Source organism: Stenotrophomonas sp. YJH_SMC_81, from assembly GCF_059370875.1.
In genome coordinates, this window is the sequence record NZ_JCAFUB010000001.1 from 643,579 (window position 1) to 667,135 (window position 23,557).

Here is a 23,557-nt window from a genome sequence, read left to right on the forward strand (position 1 = left end):
CCGTGGCGGACGCACACGGAAACTGTCAGAGGTCGGGCGGGGGTGGGTTCGCGGGGGTCACGTCAGAGACGGGTTCACGGCGTCCCCCGCGCACCCACCTCGCCCGGCCAAGCGCGGCTCGTGCTTTCGCGCCCCGCCACGAGGGGCTCAGCCGTTGGCCTTCGCCTTCGCCTCGCGCGCGGCCTGCTGCTCGACCAGGGTCAATGCCACGTTGTCGCGCAGGTACGCCGGCTCGACCTTCTCCGGTGCGATCGCCTCGCCACGCGCGAACGCCGGCACGGCCAGTGCCAGCACGTCCGACGCCCGCGGCAATGCCGCAGCATCGAAACCGCGCAGGCTACTGCCCAACTGTGCCACCAGCGCGCCGTCGCCCGCGCCGAAACCGGTACCGACACCGTAGGCCGACATTCCCTCCGGCAACGTCACCACGGAGGGCGCGCAGACGCGCTCGGCATCGCGCGCGACCGGCAGGCCGTCGACGCGTTCGAAGCGCGCGACGTAGAGTTCACCCATCCGGGCATCGATTGCCGACAGGATCTGCGTTTCTTCCACCGGTGCCCGCAGCGCCAGCACCTGCAGCGTCGAAACCGGCAGCAGCGGGCGGTCCAACGCCAACGCGATGCCCTGGGCGATGGCGATCGCCAGGCGCACACCGGTGAACGCCCCCGGGCCGCGACTGAGCGCGATGCCATCGAGCTGGCGACGGCTGATGCCGGCTTCGGCCAGCAGCGCCTCGGCCCATGGCAGGCTCAGGTCAGCATGCCGGCGCGGGGCGATCTCGAAGCGTTCCAGCACCTGCCCATCGACATGCAGGGCAACGGAGCAGGCTTCGGTGGCGGTTTCAAAGGCGAGCAGTTTCATCAGATCAGGTCAGAACAGGGGGAACGTGGCACCAGGAGCCGGCTCCGGGCCCGGCGCAACAGCGGCCGGGTCAGCCGCATCATCAGCCACGGGCACCCATTGTGGCGTAAAGAAGGCCTGCACATCGGCCAGGCTGCGGGTGCGGCGGAAGGGTGGCAGTGAATCCAGGAAGACCCGGCCATAGCCACGGTTGAGCAGGCGCGGATCGCACAGGACCAGCACGCCACGGTCGCTTTCGCTGCGGATCAGGCGACCGACACCCTGCTTCAGTGCGATCACCGCCTGCGGCAGCTGTTCGTCGCGGAACGGATTGCCGCCCTGGCTGCGGATCGCCTCCAGGCGTGCCTCGTACACCGGATCGTCCGGTGCCGCGAACGGCAGCTTGTCGATCATCACCACACTCAGCGCTTCGCCGACCACGTCCACGCCCTCGCGGAAACTGGCCGAGCCCAGCAGCACGCCATTGCCCGATTCACGGAAGCGCTGCAGCAGCGTCGCGCGCGGTGCCTCACCCTGCACGAACAACGGCCATGGCCCGTCGCGCAGTGCTTCGGCCGCCTCGCGCAATGCACGGTGCGAGGCGAACAACAGGAATGCCCTGCCCTGCGATGCCTGCAGTACCGGCCGAAGGGTCTGGATCAGCGCGGTTCCGAAGCCCCGTGCGGCCGGATCAGGCAGGCCTTCCGGGAGGTAGCACAACGCCTGCTCGGGCCAGTTGAACGGACTCGGCTGGACCAGGGTATGCGGATCGTCCAGGCCCAGGCGCGTGGCGATGTGGTCGAATCCATTGCCCACGGTCAGCGTGGCCGAGGTGAAGATCCATGCCGCGCGGCTGCGCTCGCGATGCTCGCGCAGCGGGCCGGACACATCCATCGGCGTACGCTGGCAGCGGAAACCCCGCGGCGTGAGCTCGTACCAGAGCACATCGGCGGCACTGGCGTGGTCCGCCGGATCGGCATCGAAATCGAGGGTGGGTTCATCATCGCCCAGCCAGCGCTGTAACCGCGACACCGCCTCGCGCGCCCGCGCATGGCAGGCGTCCAGACCCGCCGCCGATTCGCGCAGCGGTTGAAGTGCCTGCTCCAGCGCCACCAGGCCGGCCATCACCGTATCGAAGCCGTCGCGGACCTGTGGCATGGCCAGCGCACGCCACTGCGTACCCCGCGGCGGCAGCCCCTCCATCGCCGAACGCAACGCCAGCAACGCCAGTTGCAACTGGTCGACCGGCTCCTGCAGCGCCGATTGTGCGCCCCCTACGCCGCGCGCTTCAGCCAGGCAGTCGCGACCCAGTTCCTGCCATGGGCGCATGCCGAAACCTTCGCCGAAGAACTGCGCTGCCAGTTCGGGCAGCTGGTGTGCCTCGTCGATGACAAAGGCCTGCGCCCCCGGCAGCAACTCGCCGAAGCCGTCCTGTTTCAGTGCCAGATCGGCCAGCAGCAGGTGGTGGTTGACCACCACCACGTCGGCGGCCTGCGCACGCTGCCGTGCGCGCACCACGAAGCAGTCGTCCCAGAATGGGCAATCGGTGCCCAGGCAATTGTCGACAGTGGAGGTGACCATCGGCAGCAGCGGCGAGTCATCGGCCAGGCCCTCCAGTTCGGCGATGTCACCGAACTCCGAGCGGCCGGACCACGCCAGGATGCGCTGGAACTGCGCGGCCTGTTCGGGACTGGAAAACCGCGGCTCGCCCCGCGCCTGCTGCAGTCGATAGCGGCACAGGTAGTTCGCGCGCCCCTTCAGCAGCGCGCTGCGCAGGCCGACGCCCAGCGCCTGGCGCACGCGCGGCAGATCGCGGTGGTAGAGCTGGTCCTGCAGCGCGCGGGTACCGGTGGAGATGATGGTGCGCAGCCCGGACAGCAGCACCGGCACCAGATAGGCGAAGGTCTTGCCGGTGCCGGTACCGGCCTCGGCCAGCAGCAGGTCCCGCTGCTGCAGCGCATCGGCAATGGCTGCGGTCAGGTGCAGCTGTGCCGGACGCGGGACGAAGGCATCCAGGTGCGAGGCGAGCGCGCCGCCTTCGCTGAGGGCTTCGCGGCTGGCATGGACAAGGTCGGACATCAGAGGGAAAGGATACCCGGCCGGGCGCTGCCCGGCACCCGTTTCAAGCCAGAGCGCAGGCAAAAGCAACAGCAACAGCGTGGTTCATGGCTCTGGGTTGCTGCGTGTTTGGCGGGGCAGGAGGGGCAGGCAGGACACGCCGTAAACCCGTCCATGGGGGCTCGATGGCGCCATCCATGGCGCCAACGGTCCTGCCTGCCCCTCCCGCCCCGCCTTCGACAGTTTCCCGGTGACGGATGGACGTGCTTCGTGGCGTCGCGCTTGCTCGACTGATTCAGAAGCGGTGGGTCGAACGGAAACAAGAAGGGGTCGGAGCCGTTTTCCTGCGGAAAACGGCTCCAACCCCACAACGAGTGCGCGCAGCGCGCGACCCGCTTTTGATTTTCTTTTTCTTTTCCGTGGCTGGACGCACACGGGAACTGTCAGAGGCCGGGCGGGGTGGGTTCGCGGGGGTGTCCGCGGCATGGATGCCGCGGCTAAGCCCCCAGGGACGGGTTCACGGCGTCCCCCGCGAACCCACCCCGCCCGGCCAAGCGCGGCTTTTGCTTTACTCGGCCAAGCAGCCAGCCACGAGGGGCTGTGCCGTTGGCTGAAAACTCAGTAACGCTTGATCCCCGGCACCGTGCAACCTTCAATCTGCGCGTGCGCCGACACCGCATTTTCCTTCTCGCCCCGCGCCAGCCGCGACTGCTCGATCGTCGCCCAGTGCCGGCGGCACAGCGGCCCGGTCTTCGAGCCCAGATCCACGGCCTTGCGCGCGAACGTCTCCGCTTGTGCCCACTGCCCCTGCAGCAGCGCCAGTTCGGCACGCTCCTGCAGCACCGCCGGGTCACCAGCCACGATCTCCAGCGCATGGTCCAGGCTGCTGGCGGCACCGGCGAGGTCGTTGGCCTGGCGCTGCGCCTGTGCGGCCAGCCTCAGGTCTTCCACCTGCGAATCACGCAGCGGCTGCACCGACAGTTCCTTGTCGTCCGGACCCGCTGCAGCATCCACGGCCGCCAGGCGCTGCGCCGGCGTGGTGGTGTCGACCGGCTTGACTACCGGCGGCGCGCTGCTCACGCAGGCGGCCAGGGCCAGACTTAGGCCGGTCAGGGCCAGGGGCTGCAGCAGGGTTCGCATGTTCATCGGCATCATCGGCTCGGGGGAGGAGTGGTGGCGGCAGGTTCGGCGGGTGCTTCCGGCTTGCGGTCCAGGCCGAACCAGCTGCGCCAGCCACCGCCCTCGCCTTCAGCCTCGCCCTGCCCCTCGGGCGACGCGGCCGGCGCGCACGGCACATAGGCAGGCGCATAGCCCACCACGAACGGGAAACGACGCGCGCCGGGGCAGCCTTCATCGGTGCTGTTGAGACCGGTGGGAGCCACCGGCTGCCAATCCAGGCCCTTGTTGCTGACCCGCAATGGCGCACTCGGCAGGCGCTGGAAGATGCCCGACCAGACCCGCATCGCGCCAGTGGCGCCATACAGGCCGGCCTGCTGGTTCTGATCGTTGCCGATCCAGATCACCGCCAGGTGGTCGCCGGTGTAGCCGGCATACCAGCTGTCACGGCCATCGTTGGTGGTGCCGGTCTTGCCGGCTGGCTGCAGACGGCCGAGGCCATCAGCATTGAGCCGCTGCGCGGTACCACTGGCGACGACCTGCTGCAGGCCGACACTGATCAGGTTGGCGGCAATCGAATCGCCTTCCTGTGCCGGTGCCGGGGTCTTGTCGTAGCGCTTGAGCAGCTTGCCCTGCGGATCGAGCACGCCACGCACGGCGTGCAACGGCTGGATCTCACCCCCGGACGCGAGGAACTGGTACAGCTGCGCCATCGCATACGGGCTCTGGTCGGTCGAGCCGAGGATCACCGCCGGATTGGCCTCGGCCTTGATGCCGGCCAGCACATGGATCAGCTGGGTCACGCGCTCGGGGCCGACCTGCATGCCCAAGCGCACCGTCGCCTGGTTGTACGAATGCGCCAGCGCATCGATCAGGCGCACCGTGCCGTGGCTGCGGTTGTCGGCGTTGCCGGGGCTCCAGTTGCGGCCGCGGCCGAGCTGCACCGTCACCGGCGAATCATCGACCCAGCTGGCCAGCGAATAGCGGTCCGGCTGCGCCAGGGCCAGCAGGTACACGAACGGCTTGAGCAGCGAACCGACCGGGCGCTGCGCCTCGATCGCACGATTGAAGCCGACCTCGGACACCTCACGGCTGCCGATCACCGCCAGCACGTCGCCGTTGTGCACGTCGGTCAGCACCATGCCGGCCTGCAGTTCAGGGCGACGCTGGCTTTCCAGCGACTTGATGGTGCGGGTCACCGCGCCTTCGGCATAGGCCTGCGCGGACGGCGACATACCGGTCATCACGCTCAGGCCCGCGCCCTGCAGCGCAGATTCCGGATAGTCATGCGCAAGCTGCCGGCGGACCAGGTCGACGTAGGCGGGGAAGCGGTTGGCTGCCACCAGGCCCGGTGTCTTGGGCACACCCAACGGAGCCTTCAGCGCGCGCTGGTACTCGGCATCGTCGATCAGCGTGGCCTCGTGCAGCTTGCCCAGCACGAAGTTGCGGCGATCCAGCGCGCGTTCCGGGTTGCGCCGCGGGTCGTAGAAGGACGGCCCCTTGACCAGGCCGATCAGCAGGGCGATCTGCTCGGTCTCCAGCGACTGCAGGTCACGCCCGAACCAGAATTCGGCACCGGAGGACATGCCATGGATCGCCTGGCTGCCGCGCTGGCCCAGGTACACCTGGTTGAGATACGCCTCGAAAATCGTGCGCTTGTCGTAGCGCGCCTCCATGATCAGCGCGTACAGCACCTCATTGAACTTGCGGGTGAGCGTCTGCTCCTTGCCGATGCCAAGCAGGCCGCTGCGGGCCAGCTGCTGGGTGAGCGTCGAGGCGCCCTGGCGGCTCTGGCCACCGGAACGGATCGTCACCCACACCGCGCGCGCGATGCCGGACAGGTCGATGCCGTGATGGCGGTTGAAGTCCTTGTCTTCCACTGCCTGCAGGCCGGTCACCAGCAGGTCCGGCGCCTCGTCCATGCGGATCAGGCGGCGTTCTTCCTGCTTCTGGCCGTACAGCGTGGCGATGCGCGCCGGATCCAGCCGCGCGGCCTTCAGTGCCTTGCGGCTGTCGGCGTCGCGCAGCGAGGCCACGCCGCCATCGGCCAGCGACAGCTCCACCCGGCGCGGCGCCACCCGGCCATCGACATCGTTGTAGCCACGACTGGAGATCACGAAGCGACCGCCGTTCACCGCATAGGTGGCCGGCTCCTTGCCCTGGCCGTCATCACGATAGGCCGAGGCGGCCAGTTCGGTCTTCAGCGTGGACGCATCCATCGCCTTGCCGGGGGTGAGCACCAGCGGGCGCGCATACACGCGCGTCGGGATCTGCCAGCGCAGCTCGCCGAAACGCTGGGTCACCTGCTGGTTCAGGTACAGCGTATAGGGAATGAGGAAACCCAATCCCAATGCGACCGCAGCCATGCTCCAGGTGATCAGCCGGCGCCGCCACAGCGGACCGCTGTCCTGCGGGTCGTCGTCGAAATCGTCGATGTCGTCGGAATCGTAGCGTCGGGGCACGGGAATGCGAGAATGTAGGATCTGGCGAGTCTACCCCAGCCACTGCGGCTGGCGAGTTCTCCCGGGTTCCCCTGCTTAAGCTGGAGTTGCAACCGGATGGCGATGTCCCTGGCCGAGATCCGATACCTGATCAACCGCCTGTCGGGCCTGGCCCGCCGGAGCCTGGCAAGCCTGCGCACCCGCGGGTGGCGGGCCACCTGGCAACGCATCCGCGTGCACACCCAGCGCGCCGTTCCCGCGCCGCGCACGCCGCTGTTCCTGCCGCCAGCACAGGCTTTCGCCCCCTTCATGGTGCCGTTCAGCAAGTTGCCGGAGGTAAGCATCGTCATCCCGGTCTACAACCACGTCGACCACACCCTGGCCTGCCTCCGCGCCCTGGCGGCACACCCGCCCGCAGCCGCGTGCGAGATCCTGGTGGTGGATGACGGCAGCAGCGACGCTACCGCACAGTGGATGCCGCAGGTGGCGGGGTTGCGCTATGAGGTGCGTGCGCACAACGGCGGCTTCATCGAAGCCTGCAACGAGGGTGTATCGCGCGCACGCGGCCGCTACGTGGTGCTGCTCAACAACGATACGGTGCCGCAGCCGGGCTGGCTCGACGCCCTGCTGGACACCTTCGGCAGCGTCCCCGACGCCGGCCTGGTCGGCAGCCAGCTGCTGTATCCCGATGGCCGCCTGCAGGAATCGGGCGGAGTGATCTTCGCCGATGGCAGTGGCTGGAGCTATGGCCGCTTCGAGGCCGCTGACGACCCGCGCTTCGCCAGCCTGCGCGACGTCGACTATTGCTCCGGTGCGGCGCTGATGCTGCCGCGTGCCCTCTGGCAGCAGCTGGACGGCTTCGATACCCGCTACAAGCCAGCGTACTACGAGGACACCGACCTGGCCTTCCGCGTGCGTGCACAGGGCCTGCGCGTGCTGGTGCAGCCGGCCAGCCGGGTGATCCACGACGAGGGCACCAGCAACGGCACCGACACCGGCAGCGGGGTGAAGGCCTACCAGGTGCGCAACCAGGCCATCTTTGCCGCTCGCTGGGCCACCGAGCTGGCCGGCCATCCGGCGGTCGGCGCAGTGCCGTCGCCAGCGCTGCTGCTGCGCGGCCGGCGCCAGGTGCTGATCCTGGACGAGGAAGTACCGCAGCCCGATCGCGATTCCGGGTCGCTGCGCCAGGTCAATCTGATCCGCCTGCTGCTGCAGGGCGGTGCCCACGTGGTATTCGTCCCGACCCGGCGCGAGCATGCCGGCGCGGCGACCGAGGCGCTGCAGCGGATGGGCGTGGAAGTCTGGTACGCCCCCTTCCTGGACGGTGTAGCCGGCTGGCTGCGCAGCCATGGGTCGCGTTTCGACGTGGCGATGCTGGTGCGCCACCACGTCGCCCACGAGTGCCTGCCCCTGCTCAAGCGCTATGCGCCGCAGGCACGAACCGTGTTCGACACGGTCGACCTGCACTACCTGCGCGAGCGCCGCGGTGCCGAAGTGGCGGGTGATGCGGCCCTGCTGCGCGCAGCAGAACGCACCCGCAGCAGTGAATTGGCAGTGATGGAGCAGTGCGACATCACCGTGCTGGTCAGTGCGGCCGAACGGGAGCAGCTGCAGGCCGATGCGCCGCGGGTACGGGTGGAACTGATTTCCAACCTGCACGAGGTTGCCGGCGCCGGCGCTGTCTACGAGCAACGACACGATCTGGTGTTTGTCGGTGGCTTCCGCCATCCGCCGAACCTGGACGGCATGGAGTGGTTCATCGGCGAAATCTTCGCCCACATCCGCGCCCGGCTGCCGGAGGTACGCCTGCACTGCATCGGCGCTGCGGCGCCGGAATCGTTGCTGGCACTGGCCGCACGCCACCCCGGCGTGCAGATGCACGGCTTCGTCGAGGACATCACGCCCTACATGGACGGCGCGCGCATTGCCATCGCACCGCTGCGGTTCGGTGCCGGCGTGAAAGGCAAGATCAACCTGAGCATGGCCCATGGCCAGCCGGTGGTCGGTACCACCTGCGCCGTGGAAGGCATGCACCTGCATCCTGGCCAGGACGTACTGGTGGCCGATGACGCTGCCGGTTTCGCCGATGCGGTGGTCCGCCTGTACCAGGACCCGCAGCTGTGGCAGCAATTGTCCGATGCCGGCCTGGCCAACGTCGCCGAACATTTCTCACTCGACGCCGCCCGTGCGACCGTGCAGCGGGTGTTCTTCGCCTAGTCCGCCCGTCCACCGGCGCGGCGCAGGCGATCTTCAAACGCCGGCAGTTCGGCCAGATCCGGCTGCAGCAACCGCGCCTGTTCGGCGGCATGCGCGGCGAAGGCCAGGTCACCGTTACCGAGCCGCTCGCTGCCGATCGCCAGCCAGCGCTGGGCCAACCGCAGCCGCGCCGAGGGCAGTCCGGCTGCGGTCGGTGACAGGGTCTGCCAGGCCTGCAGGCAGGCGCCTGCCGCCTGCACGCGGTTCTGCCGCAGATTGTCGTCGAAGCAGCGTCGGCTGGCGGGCAGCAAGCGTGCGGCGGCTGCCTTCACCCGCGCATCGCGGGGAGCCAGCGACTGGGCTTCGCGCAACGCGTCGAACGCGCTGTGCCCGGGTGGGCTGATCCACTGCCCCGCGCGCTCGGCACGTTCGATCTTCCGCAGGTGGTCGCGCAGCTGGCGTTCGCGCTGCGCCGTGCTGACCGCGGGCTGCTGCAGAGCCCGCTGCGCCTGCTGCGCGCGCTGCAGGCGCTGCGCCAGTTGTTGCCGGACGGCCTGCGAAGCCCCCAGCTCCGCCGCCAGGGCCGCATCACGTTGCGCCGCATCGAACTGGAAGTCGTCGGCGGACTTCTGGCTGCGTGCAACCACTGCCTGCAGGGTCTGCTCACGCCCGCGCTGCGCATTGGAATCATCGGCGGCCACCACCAGCACCGCCTGGAAACCCTTGGCCGCAGCTTCCAGCTGCTGCCGTCGCAACGCACGCTGCGCCTGCCGCAGGCGCCGGTCGGCCGCGCGCGCGAGGGCCTCCTCGCTCGCCGGCAGATCGGCATGACCGGCATCGAACTGACGGGCACGACGCAGGAGCGCAGCCGCCTCGGCCAACTCCCCTCGCTCTGCCAGCGTGCGTGCCTGCAGCAGCAGGTCGCTCAGCGCATCTTCGCGCCCTTCCAGCGCCGGCAGGTTGTCCGGCTGCAGGGCCAGGATGCGCTGGAACAAGGGCAACGCACTGCTGTCGCCGTCATCCAGGCGTCCGGCCGCGAACGCGTTACGCGCCTGCGCCAACAACGCACCAATACCGGCTCCGGCGCTACGTCGCGCCTGCAACTGGCGGGCGACCGCATCGGCGTCGCCCTGCGGCACCTGCAGCTCACGGGCCAGTGCCAGGGCCTGCGCGCTGCCGTCCAGGTCATCCGCCTGCAGGCGATCGCGCGCCTGTTGCAGCGCTGCCGCGCCGGTATTGGCGAGGCCCTGGCGCGCCTGCGGGCGATCACCGTCCAGCGCCAGCGCCGCCTGGTAGCGCTCGCGCGCACCACTGCCGTCGGCATCGCTCAGGCGCCCAGCCGCCAATGCACGATCCCCCTCGGCCAGCAGCTGTTCGATCTGCGGCTCATCCCAGAACCAGTCTGCCAACGGCTTGCGCAGCAGGACCAGCAGCACGAACACGGCCAGCGCTGCGAGCAGCGCCCAGCGCCAGATCCGGCGCGCATGGCGCGCCTGCAGCCACCACCAACGCCCCTCGCGACGGACACGGTCCAGCGCAGGATGTTCAGCGCCATGCGGGCGATGCGGGGGCTCGCGTTCCATGCGTGCAGGGTAGCCGGGGCAGCGTGAAGCTCAGCCGAGGCGACGCGCCTCGCTCACGCCCGGCAGCGCATCGAGCTTGCCCAGCAGCGTCGACAACTGCCCGTAGTCACTGACCTTCAGGCGCAGCCGCAGATGGGCACGGCCACTGTTGCGCACGTTGTCACTGTGGATGTCGAGCACGTAGGCGTCTTCCTGGGCGATCAGGTTGGTGATGTCCTTCAGCAGCCAGCGGCGATCGACCGCATCGACCACGACGTCCACCTCGTAGCCGCCCCCAGCCTGGCCCCACTCCACCGGCAGGATGCGCTGCGGGCTGCTGGCCGCCAGCCGGGCCAGCGCGGCGCAGTCTGCACGATGCACGGTGACACCCCGGCTACGGGTCAGGTAGCCGACGATCGGCTCGCCGGCCACCGGCTGGCAGCAGCGTGCCAGCTGCACCAGCAGGTTGCCCACGCCCTGCACGGTGAACTTGGACTTGCCCAGGTTCTCGCGGCGCGCGGTCGGCCGCGGCAGAGCCGGTGCGGGCGCGGGCTGGCTGGCGGCACGCTCCGCCTCCAGCAGCGCACGGCTGACCTGGTTCGGGCCGGTATCGCCCAGCGCCACCTGGATGTACAGGTCATCGACGCTGTCGGCATGGAACTTCTTCGCCGCCACAGCCAGGTCCGCGTGCTGCAGGCCCAGCCGCTTCAGCTCGCGCTCGAGTAGCTCGCGACCGGCCTGCACGTTGCGCGCGCGGTCCAGCTTGTGGAACCAGCTGCGCACCTTCTCGCGCGAGCGGTTGCTGGCCAGGAAGCCGTTGGCCGGCATCAGCCAGTCGCGGCGCGGATCGGCCTCCTTGCCGGTCAGGATCTCGACGCGGTCGCCGCTGCGCAGGCGGTAGGTCAGCGGCACGATGCGGCCGTTGACCTTGGCGCCGCGGCAGCGGTGCCCGACCATGGTATGCACCTGGTAGGCGAAATCGAGCGGCGTAGCGCCCTGCGGCAGGTCCAGCACCTCGTCCTTCGGGCTCAGCGCATAGACCCGGTCCTCGGTCAGCTCAGCATCAAGCGCCCCGGCCAGTTCATTGCCCTGCCCGTCCTGCGCCTGTTCCAGCAACTGGCGCATCCAGGTGATCTTGCGGTCGAAGGACTTCTCCGCGCCCTTGCCACCTTCCTTGTACTTCCAGTGCGCGGCCACGCCCAGCTCGGCCTGCGAGTGCATTTCATGGGTGCGGATCTGCACTTCGATGGTGCGACCTTCCGGGCCGACCACGGCGGTATGCAGCGAGCGATAGTCGTTGGCCTTCGGGCGTGCGATGTAATCATCGAACTCGCTCGGTACCGGTGCCCACAGCGCGTGCACCACGCCCAACGCGGCATAACAGGCGGCAACGTCGTCGACCATCACGCGCACCGCACGGATGTCATACAACTGGTCGAAGGCCAACCGCTTCTTCTGCATCTTCCGCCAGATGCTGTAGATGTGCTTCGGGCGGCCGCTGACTTCGGCCTTGATGCCCTGGGCGACCAGCTCGCGCGACAATACCTTCTTGACGTTCTCGACGTAACGCTCGCGGGCGATGCGGGTTTCATCCACCTCGCGGGCGATGCGGCGGTAGGTTTCCGGTTCCAGGTGGCGGAACGCCAGGTCCTCCAGCTCCCACTTCAGCTGCCAGATGCCCAGCCGGTTGGCCAGGGGCGCGTGGATGTCGCGGGTAAGCTGGGCCAGCGCGCGCCGCTGCTCCTCGTCCAGCTTGTCGGCCGCACGCATCCTCGCGAGCTGGCGCGCCAGCAGGATCGGCACCACGCGCAGGTCGCGGATGATCGCCAGCAGCAGCCGGCGCAGGCCCTCACTGTTGCGCCCCGCCTCACGGCCGGCATGCAGCGCCCACACTGGATCGGCCGCATCCTGGCCATCCAGCAGGCCGGTCACCGCCGCCTTGTGGTTGCCCAGCGGCAGCTGGTCCAGGCTGGCGCGCAGGCCCGGCAGGTCGAACAGCAATGCGGCCACCACCGCGCCTTCGTCGGCCGAGAGCATCGCCAGCGCATCGAGGGTATCGCCCAGCACCGACCAGCTGGCACGCATCTGGTGGTCGCAATCCGGCGCTTCCCAATGCTCACGCAGGGCCTGGCGCAGCGGAGCAGGCAGCACCGCTGCCGAGGGACGGTTCAACAAGGCATCCAGGCCGGGGACGGAAGCGCGGTTCACAGCATCGAGCAGGCAAGACAGAGGCCCCTACACTAGCGCCGGCGCCGTTCAGGGACAATCACTGCACCTACCATCACCCGGCATGAAGACATGCCGCTACACTCGCCCACACACCCAGGAGAGACCCGCCATGCCTTCGATTGCCCCGCGCGTCCGTCCACGGCTGCTGGCCTGTGCCGCCGTGCTGCTGTCCCTGTCCGCGCCTGCGCTGGCCCAGCGCGTGGTGGAGGGCGACCTGCAGCAGCAGATGTCGCCCTCCGAGTTCAAGGCCGCCGGCCTGGACAAGCTCAGTGCCGGTGAACTGGCCACGCTCAACCGCTGGCTGCAGGGCAAGGTCGAGGCGGCCACCACCCAGGCCGTCGCCGCAGCGCGCGAAGAAGGCCGCCAGGAAGTGATCAAGAAGAACCGCGGCTTCCTGGACTTCGGCAGCAGCGAACCGATCGAAAGCAACCTGCAGGGTGAATTCCGTGGATTCGGCCAGGGCCGCCGCTACGTGCTGCAGAACGGCCAGGAGTGGGAGCAGATAGACGCCACGCACTATTCCGGTGGCCGCAAGGACGCCCCGGGCGTCAGCATGCGCCCAGGGGTGATGGGCGCCTGGTATATGAAGGTGGACGGGGTAAACGTGCAGCCGAAGGTTCGCCGCACCAAGTAACGTCCGGGCATTCCGGCCGTGCCCGGCTCCCTGCCCGGCCGGCCCCGGTCGCCCGAGGGGGCGGCCGGGGAGCGCTCAGGCCTGGCGCAATGCAGCCACGCGCTGCGCCAGCTTCTTCGCCGAGATGCCGGTGCGTGCCCCCAGCTCCTGCGCGAACAGCGATACCCGCAGTTCTTCCAGATCCCAGCGCAGCGCCTGCCATTGCGGGCGATCACGCAGGCCCTGCTGCTCGCCCGCCTCCAGCGCTTCCAGGAACGGATGCAGTTCCAGCATGCGCGCCTGGTCGCGCGGCGGATCACGCTTGGCACGTTCGGTGCGCAGGATCATCGCCTTCAAGTAACGCGGGTACTGCGCCAGCGCGTCGGCCGGCGTGTCGCGCAGGAAGCCGGGGTGGATCAGCCCGGCCAGCTGCGCTTCCATGTCGTCCAGGTTGCCGCGCGCCCAGCCCATCAGCGGCGCCTCCAGCATCGGCTTCAGCTCCGCCACCAGCGCCAGGATGGATTCGGCCAGCTTCAGCCGCGACATCGCCTCGCCAAACAGGGCCTTGGCGGCATGCTCGCGGCGCTGCTCGAAGGCCGCCGCATCACGGATGTCTTCCAGGCCCTCGGCCAGCACCGCGTTCATCGCTGCATCGACCAGGTCACCACGCAGCCGCTCCTGCGATTCGATCGCGGCATACAACAGGCCGGTCTTGGCACCGACCGGCAACTGCTTGCGTGCCTGCTTCACCTTCTCGGCCAGGGCGATCTCCAGCAGGCGGCGCACGCCCAGCGGATGGGCGTCCTGCGCCTGCTGGCGATCGGCGAAGATGCGCAGCGCCACGCTGTCGCCCTCGTCCAGCAGCGCCGGATAGGCCGGCACGCCGGCTTCACCGGGTACCTGCAGCGGAATCGGCGTGGCCGGGAACGTGCGCAGGCCGTCAGCCGCCATCTCGCGCCCGGCACGCGCGGCGAAGGCATCGCCAGCACGGCCACCGAATTTCGCGCGCAGCGCTTCCAGATCACGCGAGGTGGCCAGCACCTTGCCCTGTTCGTCGCGCAGCCGCAGGTTCATGTGCAGGTGTGGCTCGATCGAACCCGGCTCGAAATCCAGTGCGGTCACCGTCGCGCCGGTCGCACGTGACAGGAAACGCGCCAGCTCGCCGGTGATGGCATCGGCGCTGGGCTGCGGGAAGGCCTCGTAGAACGCGCGACCGAAGTCCGGCGCCGGCACATAGTTGCGGCGCATCGCCTTGGGCAGGCTGCGGATCAGTGCCGAGGCCTTGTCGGCAACAAAGCCCGGCGCCAGCCAGCCCAGCTGCACCGGGTCCAACGCGTTGAGCAGGTGCAGTGGCACGTCCAGGGTGACGCCATCGTCGTCGGCCCCCGGTTCGAAACGGTAGTGCAGCGGCAAGCGCGCCTGGCCCAGCGCCAGGTACTTCGGATAGCGCTCCTGTTCGCTGCCCTCACCGGGCAACAGGTCTGCCAACGACCAGTGCAGCGCCTTGCGCTGTTCCGGCGCCAGCCCTTTCCACCAGCTATCCAGTCCCGCCGCCGAGTGGATCTGCGGCGGCACCCGGTCCAGGTACCAGCGTGCCTGCCAGTCTTCGTCGGCAACGATGCCGGCGCGCCGCAGCTTGGCTTCTTCCTCGCGCGCGACCTCCAGCACTTTCTGGTTGTCGGCGACGAAACTGGCGCGGGTATTGATCTCGCCGGTCACCAGTGCCTGGCGCACGAAGATGTCATGCGCCTCGCCCGGCGCGATGCGGCCGTAATGGACCGGTTTCTTCGGTGCCAGCACCAGGCCGAACAGGCTGATCTGCTCGGACGCCAGCACCTGGCCCTGCGCGCGCGACCAGTGCGGGTCGAAGTGCTTGCGCAGCAGCAGGTGCGGCAGTTCGGCGATCACCCAGTCCGGCTCGATCGCGGCCAGGGTCATGCCCCATACCTTCTGCGTATCCAGCAGGTTGGCCACCAGCAGCCACGGCGGTGGCCGCTTGGCCAGCGCCGAACCGGGGAACGGCAGGAAGCGGCGCTGGCGTGGTGCCTGGAAATCGCCCTTCTCGGTGCGGTGGCCGATCTGCGTCGGCAGGCCCGCCACCAGTGCCCGGTGCAGGGTCTGGTAGGCAGCAGCGCGTACACGTTCGCTGAAGCCGCCGCCGACGGGCGCCTGTTCCTTCTGCGCGCGCGCGGCCGCCGGTGCCGGTGCGGCCTCGGCCTTGCCTTCGCGGGCCAGGCGCGCGGCACGATGCAACTGGCCGCGGGTGGCCTTTACTGCGGCCGCGTCATCACGCGCCGGTGCCGGCGCACTGCTGCCGGCCAGCAACGGTGCCATCGACGCCTCGCTGGCCTCTTCCTTCCAGCCCAGTTCCTCGCACAGCAGCCGCAGCTGGCGATGCAGCTCGCGCCACTCGCGCATGCGCAGGAAGCCGAGGAAATGACGTCCGCACCAGTCGCGCAGCTTGGACTGGGTCAGGTCCTCATGGGCCTGCCGGTAGGCATCCCACAGGCGCAGCACGCCGACGAACTCGGAGCGGCCATCGGCGAACTGCGCATGCGCGCTGTCGGCCGCACCGCGCGCTTCCGGCGGGCGTTCGCGCGGGTCCTGGATGCCCAGGAACGAGGCAATCACCAGCATCGGCCGCAGGCAGCCGGCGGCCTGCGCGGCGACCAGCATGCGCGCCAGCTTCACGTCCACCGGCAGGCGCGCCATCTGCTTGCCGATGGTGGTCATGCGCCGCTCGGCATCGATCGCGCCCAGCTCGGTCAGCTGCTGCCAGCCATCGGCCACCGCGCGCTCGTCCGGTGCCTCCAGGAACGGGAACTCCTCGATGCGGCCCAGGCCCAGCTGCAGCATGCGCAGGATCACGCCGGCCAGGCTGGAGCGGCGGATTTCCGGATCGGTGAACTCCGGCCGCGCCTGGAAATCCGCCTCGGCGTACAGGCGGTAGCAGATGCCTTCGGCGATACGGCCGCAGCGACCCTTGCGCTGGTTGGCGCTGGCCTGCGAGATCGGCTCGATGTGCAGGCGATCCAGCTTGTTGCGCGGGCTGTAGCGCTTGACGCGGGCGAAGCCCGGATCGACCACGTAGCGGATGCGTGGCACCGTCAAAGAGGTCTCGGCCACGTTGGTGGCCAGCACGATGCGCCGGTTCGGCCCGGGGTTGAACACCCGGTCCTGGTCCTGGTTGGACAGGCGCGCGTACAGCGGCAGCACCTCGGTATTGCGGTACTTGCGCCGTTCCAGCGACTGGTGCGCATCGCGGATCTCGCGCTCGCCCGGCAGGAAGATCAGCACGTCGCCGCGTGCGTCCAGGCGAGTGATCTCGTCGATGGCCGACACGATGGCATCGTTGACGGTGCGCTCGCCCTGGTCTTCGCCCTCACCTTCCAGCGCGCGGTAGCGCACTTCCACCGGGTAGGTACGGCCTTCGACGCTGATCACCGGCGCATTGTCGAAATGCTGGGCGAAGCGTTCGGTGTCGATGGTGGCCGAAGTGACGATCAGCTTCAGGTCCGGGCGCTTGCGCAGCAGCTGCTTCAGGTAGCCCAGCAGGAAGTCGATGTTGAGGCTGCGTTCGTGTGCCTCGTCGACGATGATCGTGTCGTAGTTCGACAACCAGCGGTCGCTGGCGATCTCCGCCAGCAGAATGCCGTCGGTCATGAACTTGATGCGGCTGTCGTCGCTGACCTTGTCATTGAAGCGCACCTGGTAGCCCACCAGCTGGCCCAGTTCGCTCTGCAGTTCCTGCGCCACGCGGCTGGCTACCGCACGTGCGGCGATCCGTCGCGGCTGGGTGCAGCCGATCATGCCGGCCTGGCCACGGCCTGCGGCCAGGCACAGTTTCGGCAGCTGGGTGGTCTTGCCCGAACCGGTTTCACCGGCGATCACCACCACCTGGTGGTCGCGGATCAGTTTGATGATCGCGTCGGCTTCACGCGCAATCGGCAGCTGCGGGTCCAGAGTAATGGACGGCTGCTGTTGCGCCCGCACCTGCCGGCGCTGCACCGACGCCTGCAAGGCCTGCTCGAAAGTAGCGGCCAGTGCCGCATCCTGCGGCTTGGCCTGGCAACGCGAGAGCATTCCCAGCAAACGGCCCCGGTCGCGGCTCATGGCGCCGTCGATGGCGGCGCGCTGTTGGCGCAGGCGGGGCGATGGATTTTTATCGATAGAGTTCATCAATCGGTTCGTTCAAAACTTTGAAAGCGACCAGTCATCACGACCGGTTTATTGTGAAGGCCAACGATTCCACAAGGAGGAACCCCATGGCGAAGACCAAGAGCACGACCAAGGCCAAGACCGGCAAGCAGAAGCTTGCAGCGGCGGCACCGTCGGCGCCGAACATCGATATCGGGATCACCCAGGGCGACCGCAAGAAGATCGCCGACGGTCTGTCGCGCTTCCAGGCCGACGCGTTCACGCTCTACCTGAAGACGCACAACTTCCACTGGAACGTGACCGGGTCGATGTTCAACTCGCTGCACACCATGTTCGAGACGCAGTACACCGAGCAGTGGGCGGCACTGGACGACGTGGCCGAGCGCATCCGCGCGCTGGGCTTCAATGCCCCGGGCTCCTACCGGGAATTCGCTGCGCTGACCTCGATCGTCGAGGAACCGGGCCTGACCGACAGTGCGGACTGGCGTGAAATGGTACGCCAGTTGGTGGTCGCCAACGAAGCGGTATGCCGTACGGCGCGTGAAGTGCTGGATGTGGCGGCCAAGGGTGACGATGCCCCGACCGAGGATCTGATGACCCAGCGCCTGCAGACCCACGAGAAGTACGCCTGGATGCTGCGTTCCCTGCTGCAGTAAGGGTTGGGGGGGGGGGCGGCAGGGCTGCGCCCTGCACCCGCAGAGGCAACTGCAACGTCAACGTCAACGTCAAAAGCGGGCTATCCGTGGGTTGGCGGGGCGGGTCCAGTTGCGGGGGACGCCGTGAATACGTCCATGTAGGCTCGGTCGCCGCATCCATGCGGCTCACGCCCCCGCAACCGGACCCACCCCGCCTTCGACAGTTTTCCGCGATCTGCCAGCAAAGCCATTGGGGTCAGATCCGTTTTCCGCAGGAAAACGGATCTGACCCATTTTGTTTGTCGATATCTGACAGATTTCATCCACGCATGGCGTGGATCTACCGCCCACCGGGCCAAGTCCGGGGGAGAGCCCCCTGAGTCAGGGGGCGGACGCGAAGCGGCGGGGGTCTGGGAGCTGGTAAGTGGGGCCCGCGTTTCGCGGAGCGAAGCGTGGGAGCGGCAGCGCGCATGCGATGGCGCGTTCCCAGGGCGCAGCCCTGCCGACTCCCCCGCCGGGGTAAACTAGCGCGATGGCTTCCCGTCCCGCGCACGACCTGCTTCAACGCGTCTTTGGTTACGACGATTTCCGTGGTCCGCAGCAGGACATCGTGGAGCATGTGGCTGCCGGTCACGACGCCCTGGTGCTGATGCCCACCGGCGGCGGCAAATCGCTGTGCTACCAGGTCCCGGCCCTGCTGCGTGACGGTTGCGGCATCGTCATCTCGCCGCTAATCGCACTGATGCAGGACCAGGTCGAAGCCCTGCGCCAGCTCGGCGTGCGCGCCGAGTACCTGAATTCAACCCTGGATGCCGAGACCGCCGGCCGCGTCGAGCGCGAGCTGCTCGCCGGCGAACTGGACATGCTGTATGTCGCCCCTGAGCGGCTGCTTACCGGGCGTTTCCTGTCGCTGCTGTCGCGCAGCCAGATCGCCCTGTTCGCCATCGACGAAGCACACTGCGTGTCGCAGTGGGGCCATGACTTCCGCCCCGAATATCGCCAGTTGACCGTGCTGCACGAGCGTTGGCCGCAGATCCCGCGGATCGCGCTGACCGCCACCGCCGATCCGCCGACCCAGCGCGAGATCGCCGAGCGCCTCGATCTGCAGGAAGCGCGCCATTTTGTCAGTTCCTTCGACCGCCCCAACATCCGCTACACCGTGGTGCAGAAGGACAACGCCCGCAAGCAGCTGACCGACTTCCTGCGCGGCCACCGTGGCGAGGCCGGCATCGTCTACTGCATGTCGCGGCGCAAGGTCGAGGAGACCGCTGAATTCCTCTGCGGCCAGGGCTTCAACGCTCTGCCTTACCACGCCGGCCTGCCGCCGGAAGTGCGCGCCGGCAACCAGCGCCGCTTCCTGCGCGAGGACGGCATCGTGATGTGTGCCACCATCGCCTTCGGCATGGGCATCGACAAGCCGGACGTGCGCTTCGTCGCGCATACCGACCTGCCCAAGTCGATGGAGGGCTACTACCAGGAAACCGGACGCGCAGGCCGCGATGGCGAAGCCGCCGAGGCCTGGCTGTGCTACGGCCTGGGTGATGTGGTACTGCTCAAGCAGATGATCGAGCAGTCCGAGGCGGGCGAAGAGCGCAAGCAGCTGGAGCGGGCCAAGCTCGACCATCTGCTGGGCTACTGCGAATCGATGCAGTGCCGCCGCCAGGTGCTGCTGGCCGGCTTCGGCGAGACCTACCCCCAGCCGTGCGGCAACTGCGACAACTGCCTGACGCCACCGGCCTCGTGGGACGCGACCATACCGGCACAGAAGGCGCTGAGCTGCGTCTACCGCAGCGGCCAGCGCTTCGGTGTCGGCCACCTGATCGACATCCTGCGCGGCAGCGAGAACGAGAAGGTGAGGCAGCAGGGCCACGACAAGCTGAGCACTTATGCCATCGGCCGCGACCTCGATGCACGCACCTGGCGCAGCGTGTTCCGCCAGCTGGTCGCGGCCAGCCTGCTGGAAGTGGACAGCGAGGGTCACGGTGGCCTGCGCCTGACCGATGCCAGCCGCGACGTGTTGACCGGCCGCCGCCAGATCAGCATGCGCCGCGACCCGGCCAGCAGCAGCAGCGGACGCGAGCGCAGCGCGCAGCGCACCGGCCTGTCGGTACTGCCGCAGGACCTGGCCCTGTTCAACGCGCTGCGCGGCCTGCGCGCCGAACTGGCCCGGGAACAGAACGTACCGGCGTTCGTGATCTTCCACGACAGCACGCTGCGCAACATCGCCGAGCGGCGCCCGACCAGCCTGGATGAACTGGCCCGGGTCGGCGGCATCGGCGGTACCAAGCTGAGCCGCTATGGCCCGCGCCTGGTCGAGATCGTGCGCGAAGAGGGGTAAGCCGGGCTCGGCTCTACATTGGTGCGGCTCCAACCTTGAACCGGCCATTCAGCCGGAAGTGCATCCGCACCCGCTTGCGGCTAAATTAGCGCCATGTCCCTGGCCTCGACCCTGCTCCGCGTCGTGCTCATGCTCAGCCTGTTGCTCAACGGGCTGAACGCGGCCATGGCCCGTGGTCACGAAGAAATGGGGCGGATGGCCCACGCCGCAGCCGCTGCTGTTGATGGCGGCACTGCCGACTGCCACCACCACGCCGGCACGCAGGCCGACCCGGCCCCGCAGGCCAAGGCCCCGGCCCACGACGCCCACTGCCAGATCAAGGACTGCGTGCGCAGCTGCGCCCAGCACCCGCTGCTGGTGGTGCAGCCGTTGCCGTTCATTGCCGGACCGGCACTGTCGCTGGCCCCGCAGCCGATGCCGGCCACCGGCCGGCCGGCGCCGCCGCTGCCGCCGATCTCACGCCCTCCCATCGGCTGATTCCACACGCACCGTGCGCCCTGCGCACCGCAGCCGGCCGCCTGCCGGCGTCTTTACGTGTCTGGAGTCACCACCATGAATACCCGCATCCCCCGCGGTCCGGGCGCTGTGCCCATGCCGTCGCGCCGCCTGTTCGTGCAGGGCCTGGCCGCCGGTGGCGTGGTTGCCGGCATCGCCGCTGTCGGCGTGCCGCAGCGCGCGCTCGCCGCCGCCACTGCCGCCCCACGCCTGGCCGGCGCCCCCGCCGTGCTCAGCGACACCCGCATCGAACTGGCCATCGGCGAATCGCTGGCCAACTTCACTGGCCGCACCCGTCCGGCGATCACCGTCAATGGATCGCTGCCGGCACCCATCCTGCGCTGGCGCGAAGGCCAGACCGTGGACCTGTTCGTGCGCAACACGCTGGACCGCCACCCGACCTCGATCCATTGGCACGGCATCCTGCTGCCGGCCAACATGGACGGCGTGCCCGGCCTGAGCTTCAATGGCATCGGCCCCGGTGAGACCTACCACTACCACTTCGAACTGAAGCAGTCGGGTACCTACTGGTACCACAGCCACTCGATGTTCCAGGAGCAGGCCGGCCTGTACGGCGCGCTGATCATCGACCCGGCCGAGCCGGCGCCCTACCAGCACGACCGCGAGCACGTGATCCTGCTGTCCGACTGGACCGACATGGACCCCGGCGCGCTGTTCCGGCGCATGAAGAAGCTCGCCGAGCATGACAACTACTACAAGCGCACCCTGCCCGACTTCCTGCGTGACGTGAAGCGCGACGGTTGGTCGGCCGCGTTGTCCGACCGTGGCATGTGGGGGCGGATGCGGATGACGCCCACCGACATCTCCGACATCAATGCGCACACCTACACCTACCTGATGAATGGCACCGCGCCGGCCGGCAACTGGACCGGGCTGTTCCGCAGCGGCGAGAAAGTACTGCTGCGCTTCATCAACGGCGCCTCGATGACCTACTTCGACGTGCGCATTCCCGGCCTGAAGATGACCGTGGTCGCCGCCGACGGCCAGTACATCCATCCGGTCAGCATCGACGAGTTCCGCATCGCGCCGGCCGAAACCTACGACGTGCTGGTGGAACCGACCGGGCAGGACGCGTTCACCATCTTCTGCCAGGACATGGGCCGTACCGGCTTTGCCGCCGGAACGCTGGCAGTCCGCCATGGCCTGCAGGCACCGATTCCCGCGCGCGACCCACGCCCGTTGCTGACGATGAGCGACATGGGGCACAACATGGGTAGTGGTGGCCATGGTGGCCATGACATGGCCGCGATGAAGGGCATGGAAGGCGGCTGCGGCGCCAGCATGGGCCACGGTGCGCACGGCGGTAGCGATGCCGCCAGCAAGGCACCGAAGCACCCGGCCAGCGAACGCAACAACCCGCTGGTGGACATGCAGAGCTCGGCCACCGAACCGAAGCTGGACGATCCCGGTATCGGCCTGCGCGACAACGGTCGCCAGGTACTCACCTACGGCGCGATGCGCAGCCTGTTCGAGGACCCCGATGGCCGCGAGCCGAGCCGCGAGATCGAGCTGCACCTGACCGGCCATATGGAGAAGTTCTCCTGGTCATTCGATGGCATTCCGTTCGCCAGCGCCGAGCCGCTGCGGCTGAACTACGGCGAGCGCATGCGCATCGTATTGGTCAACGACACCATGATGCAGCACCCGATCCACCTGCACGGCGTGTGGAGTGATCTGGAAAACGCGCAGGGCGAATTCCAGCTGCGCAAGCACACCATCGACATGCCACCCGGCACCCGCCGCAGTTACCGCGTGCGTGCCGATGCGCTCGGTCGCTGGGCCTACCACTGCCATCTGCTCTACCACATGGAAGCGGGCATGATGCGCGAAGTGAGGATCGAAGAATGAGCCACTCACTGCTTTCCCCCAGCCTGCTGGCCCTGGGCCTGGCCGCGGCATGGCCGGTATTCGCGCAGTCGCATGCTGGCCATGACATGGGCGCGATAGATCCGCCCGCAAAGACCGCCAACCCGCCGGCCGAACCGGTCGATCATTCGAAGATGGATCATTCAAAGATGGACATGGGCGCGGCGGATCACGCCGGCATGGACCACTCCACGATGGACCACTCGAAGATGGACCATTCACAGATGGACCACGAGGGGATGGGTCACGGCACGCCCGCACCGATCGAACCGCGCGAGCCGATCCCGGTTCCCACCGATGCCGACCGCGCTGCCGCATTCCCACCGATCGCGCACGATGCGATGGAGCATGCACCGCAGATCAACAGCCTGCTGCTGATCGATCGCCTCGAACACTGGGACGGCAAGAACAGCACCGGCCAGGCCTGGGAGGCCACCGGCTGGATCGGTGGCAACATCAACCGCCTGTGGTTGCGCACCGATGGCGAACGCAGCCGCGGCCGCACGGAATCGTCGTCACTGGAAGCACTGTATGGTCGCAGCGTATCGCCGTGGTGGGACGTGCTGGTCGGCGTGCGCCAGGACTTCCAGCCGGCCGACTCGCGCACCTGGGCGGCCATCGGCATCCAGGGCCTTGCACCGTACAAGTTCGAGAGCTCGGCAACGCTGTACATGGGTTCCGGCGGCCAGGTGCTGGCCAAGGCCGAGGTCGAGTACGACGTGCTGCTGACCAACCGCCTGATCCTGCAGCCGCTGCTGGAAGCCACCATCGCAGCCAAGGATGAACCGGAGTACGGCATTGGTCGCGGACTGAACAAGGTCGAAGCCGGGCTGCGCCTGCGTTATGAGTTCAGCCGCCGTTTCGCGCCGTACATCGGCATCAGCCACGAGCGCACGTTTGGCGACACCGCCGACTACGCCGGTGACCACGCGCGCGACACGCGTTGGGTGGCCGGCGTTCGCATGTGGTTCTGATCAGCGGGGTGTGAG

The 23,557-nt window shown here is 68.4% G+C and carries 14 protein-coding genes; 7 read left to right on the plus strand and 7 right to left on the minus strand.

Annotated features, from left to right (window positions below):
- Positions 1-147: 147 nt before the first annotated feature.
- The 4 genes from tsaB to mrcB all read right to left on the minus strand — a co-directional run bounded on the left by tsaB (position 148) and on the right by mrcB (position 6,476).
- On the minus strand, positions 148-861 hold the full coding sequence (gene tsaB, locus AC5P8U_RS02940; protein ID WP_072168547.1) for a tRNA (adenosine(37)-N6)-threonylcarbamoyltransferase complex dimerization subunit type 1 TsaB: 714 nt from the start codon (positions 859-861) through the stop codon (positions 148-150).
- Positions 862-870: 9 nt separating this feature from the next.
- Complete coding sequence (gene yoaA, locus AC5P8U_RS02945; protein ID WP_072168546.1) at positions 871-2,919, minus strand: DNA repair helicase YoaA; 2,049 nt, start codon at positions 2,917-2,919, stop codon at positions 871-873.
- A gap of 597 nt (positions 2,920-3,516) precedes the next feature.
- The gene (locus AC5P8U_RS02950; protein ID WP_050562713.1) at positions 3,517-4,053 is read right to left on the minus strand and encodes a hypothetical protein; all 537 of its coding nucleotides are present in this window, start codon (positions 4,051-4,053) and stop codon (positions 3,517-3,519) included.
- On the minus strand, positions 4,050-6,476 hold the full coding sequence (gene mrcB / locus AC5P8U_RS02955; RefSeq protein ID WP_188240732.1) for a penicillin-binding protein 1B: 2,427 nt from the start codon (positions 6,474-6,476) through the stop codon (positions 4,050-4,052). The genes AC5P8U_RS02950 and mrcB overlap by 4 nt, the downstream gene beginning before the upstream one ends.
- A 96-nt stretch (positions 6,477-6,572) precedes the next feature.
- Between mrcB and AC5P8U_RS02960 the strand changes: the two genes are divergently transcribed.
- Positions 6,573-8,672 carry a glycosyltransferase gene (locus AC5P8U_RS02960; protein WP_188218913.1) on the plus strand — a complete coding sequence of 700 codons (2,100 nt, stop codon included), beginning with the start codon at positions 6,573-6,575 and terminating at the stop codon, positions 8,670-8,672.
- On the opposite strand, the gene AC5P8U_RS02965 is transcribed toward AC5P8U_RS02960, so the two are convergent.
- Together AC5P8U_RS02965 and AC5P8U_RS02970 are read right to left on the minus strand one after the other, a co-directional pair.
- Positions 8,669-10,234 (minus strand): hypothetical protein, encoded by a 1,566-nt coding sequence (locus AC5P8U_RS02965; RefSeq protein ID WP_005418464.1) that lies wholly within the window; start codon positions 10,232-10,234, stop codon positions 8,669-8,671. The genes AC5P8U_RS02960 and AC5P8U_RS02965 overlap by 4 nt on opposite strands.
- 30 nt (positions 10,235-10,264) lie before the next feature.
- A complete protein-coding gene (locus tag AC5P8U_RS02970; protein WP_061480346.1) occupies positions 10,265-12,421 on the minus strand; it encodes a RelA/SpoT family protein in 2,157 nt (718 codons plus the stop codon).
- 130 nt (positions 12,422-12,551) lie between these two features.
- Here AC5P8U_RS02970 and AC5P8U_RS02975 point away from each other — a divergent pair, with 130 nt between their 5' ends.
- Positions 12,552-13,076, plus strand: a complete 525-nt coding sequence (locus AC5P8U_RS02975) for a hypothetical protein (protein ID WP_053500608.1) — start codon at positions 12,552-12,554, stop codon at positions 13,074-13,076.
- A 75-nt stretch (positions 13,077-13,151) separates the two neighbouring features.
- Here AC5P8U_RS02975 and hrpA read toward each other — a convergent pair whose 3' ends face one another.
- Positions 13,152-17,234, minus strand: coding sequence for an ATP-dependent RNA helicase HrpA (hrpA, locus tag AC5P8U_RS02980; protein ID WP_088497518.1), 4,083 nt, complete (start codon positions 17,232-17,234; stop codon positions 13,152-13,154).
- Positions 17,235-17,320: 86 nt separating this feature from the next.
- Here hrpA and AC5P8U_RS02985 point away from each other — a divergent pair, with 86 nt between their 5' ends.
- From AC5P8U_RS02985 to AC5P8U_RS03005, 5 genes are all read left to right on the plus strand, one after another.
- Complete coding sequence (locus AC5P8U_RS02985) at positions 17,321-17,869, plus strand: Dps family protein (RefSeq protein ID WP_005418469.1); 549 nt, start codon at positions 17,321-17,323, stop codon at positions 17,867-17,869.
- A 511-nt stretch (positions 17,870-18,380) separates the two neighbouring features.
- Positions 18,381-20,186 (plus strand): DNA helicase RecQ, encoded by a 1,806-nt coding sequence (gene recQ / locus AC5P8U_RS02990; protein WP_072167681.1) that lies wholly within the window; start codon positions 18,381-18,383, stop codon positions 20,184-20,186.
- 93 nt (positions 20,187-20,279) lie between these two features.
- The gene (locus AC5P8U_RS02995; RefSeq protein ID WP_252745500.1) at positions 20,280-20,663 is read left to right on the plus strand and encodes a CopL family metal-binding regulatory protein; all 384 of its coding nucleotides are present in this window, start codon (positions 20,280-20,282) and stop codon (positions 20,661-20,663) included.
- 75 nt (positions 20,664-20,738) lie between these two features.
- A complete protein-coding gene (locus AC5P8U_RS03000; protein WP_088497079.1) occupies positions 20,739-22,550 on the plus strand; it encodes a copper resistance system multicopper oxidase in 1,812 nt (603 codons plus the stop codon).
- A complete protein-coding gene (locus AC5P8U_RS03005; protein ID WP_414607095.1) occupies positions 22,547-23,542 on the plus strand; it encodes a copper resistance protein B in 996 nt (331 codons plus the stop codon). Before AC5P8U_RS03000 ends, AC5P8U_RS03005 begins: the two co-directional genes overlap by 4 nt.
- The last annotated feature ends 15 nt before the right edge of the window (positions 23,543-23,557 follow it).

Excerpts from the sequence above, each read along its gene's own strand:
- AC5P8U_RS02975 (WP_053500608.1), top strand. The coding sequence starts at position 12,552 with ATGCCTTCGATTGCCCCGCGCGTCCGTCCACGGCTGCTGGCCTGTGCC.
- AC5P8U_RS02985 (WP_005418469.1), top strand. The coding sequence starts at position 17,321 with ATGGCGAAGACCAAGAGCACGACCAAGGCCAAGACCGGCAAGCAGAAG.
- AC5P8U_RS02965 (WP_005418464.1), bottom strand. The coding sequence starts at position 10,234 with ATGGAACGCGAGCCCCCGCATCGCCCGCATGGCGCTGAACATCCTGCG.
- AC5P8U_RS03005 (WP_414607095.1), top strand. The coding sequence starts at position 22,547 with ATGAGCCACTCACTGCTTTCCCCCAGCCTGCTGGCCCTGGGCCTGGCC.
- hrpA (WP_088497518.1), bottom strand. The coding sequence starts at position 17,234 with ATGAACTCTATCGATAAAAATCCATCGCCCCGCCTGCGCCAACAGCGC.
- yoaA (WP_072168546.1), bottom strand. The coding sequence starts at position 2,919 with ATGTCCGACCTTGTCCATGCCAGCCGCGAAGCCCTCAGCGAAGGCGGC.
- tsaB (WP_072168547.1), bottom strand. The coding sequence starts at position 861 with ATGAAACTGCTCGCCTTTGAAACCGCCACCGAAGCCTGCTCCGTTGCC.
- AC5P8U_RS03000 (WP_088497079.1), top strand. The coding sequence starts at position 20,739 with ATGAATACCCGCATCCCCCGCGGTCCGGGCGCTGTGCCCATGCCGTCG.
- AC5P8U_RS02950 (WP_050562713.1), bottom strand. The coding sequence starts at position 4,053 with ATGATGCCGATGAACATGCGAACCCTGCTGCAGCCCCTGGCCCTGACC.
- AC5P8U_RS02960 (WP_188218913.1), top strand. The coding sequence starts at position 6,573 with ATGGCGATGTCCCTGGCCGAGATCCGATACCTGATCAACCGCCTGTCG.
- AC5P8U_RS02995 (WP_252745500.1), top strand. The coding sequence starts at position 20,280 with ATGTCCCTGGCCTCGACCCTGCTCCGCGTCGTGCTCATGCTCAGCCTG.
- recQ (WP_072167681.1), top strand. The coding sequence starts at position 18,381 with ATGGCTTCCCGTCCCGCGCACGACCTGCTTCAACGCGTCTTTGGTTAC.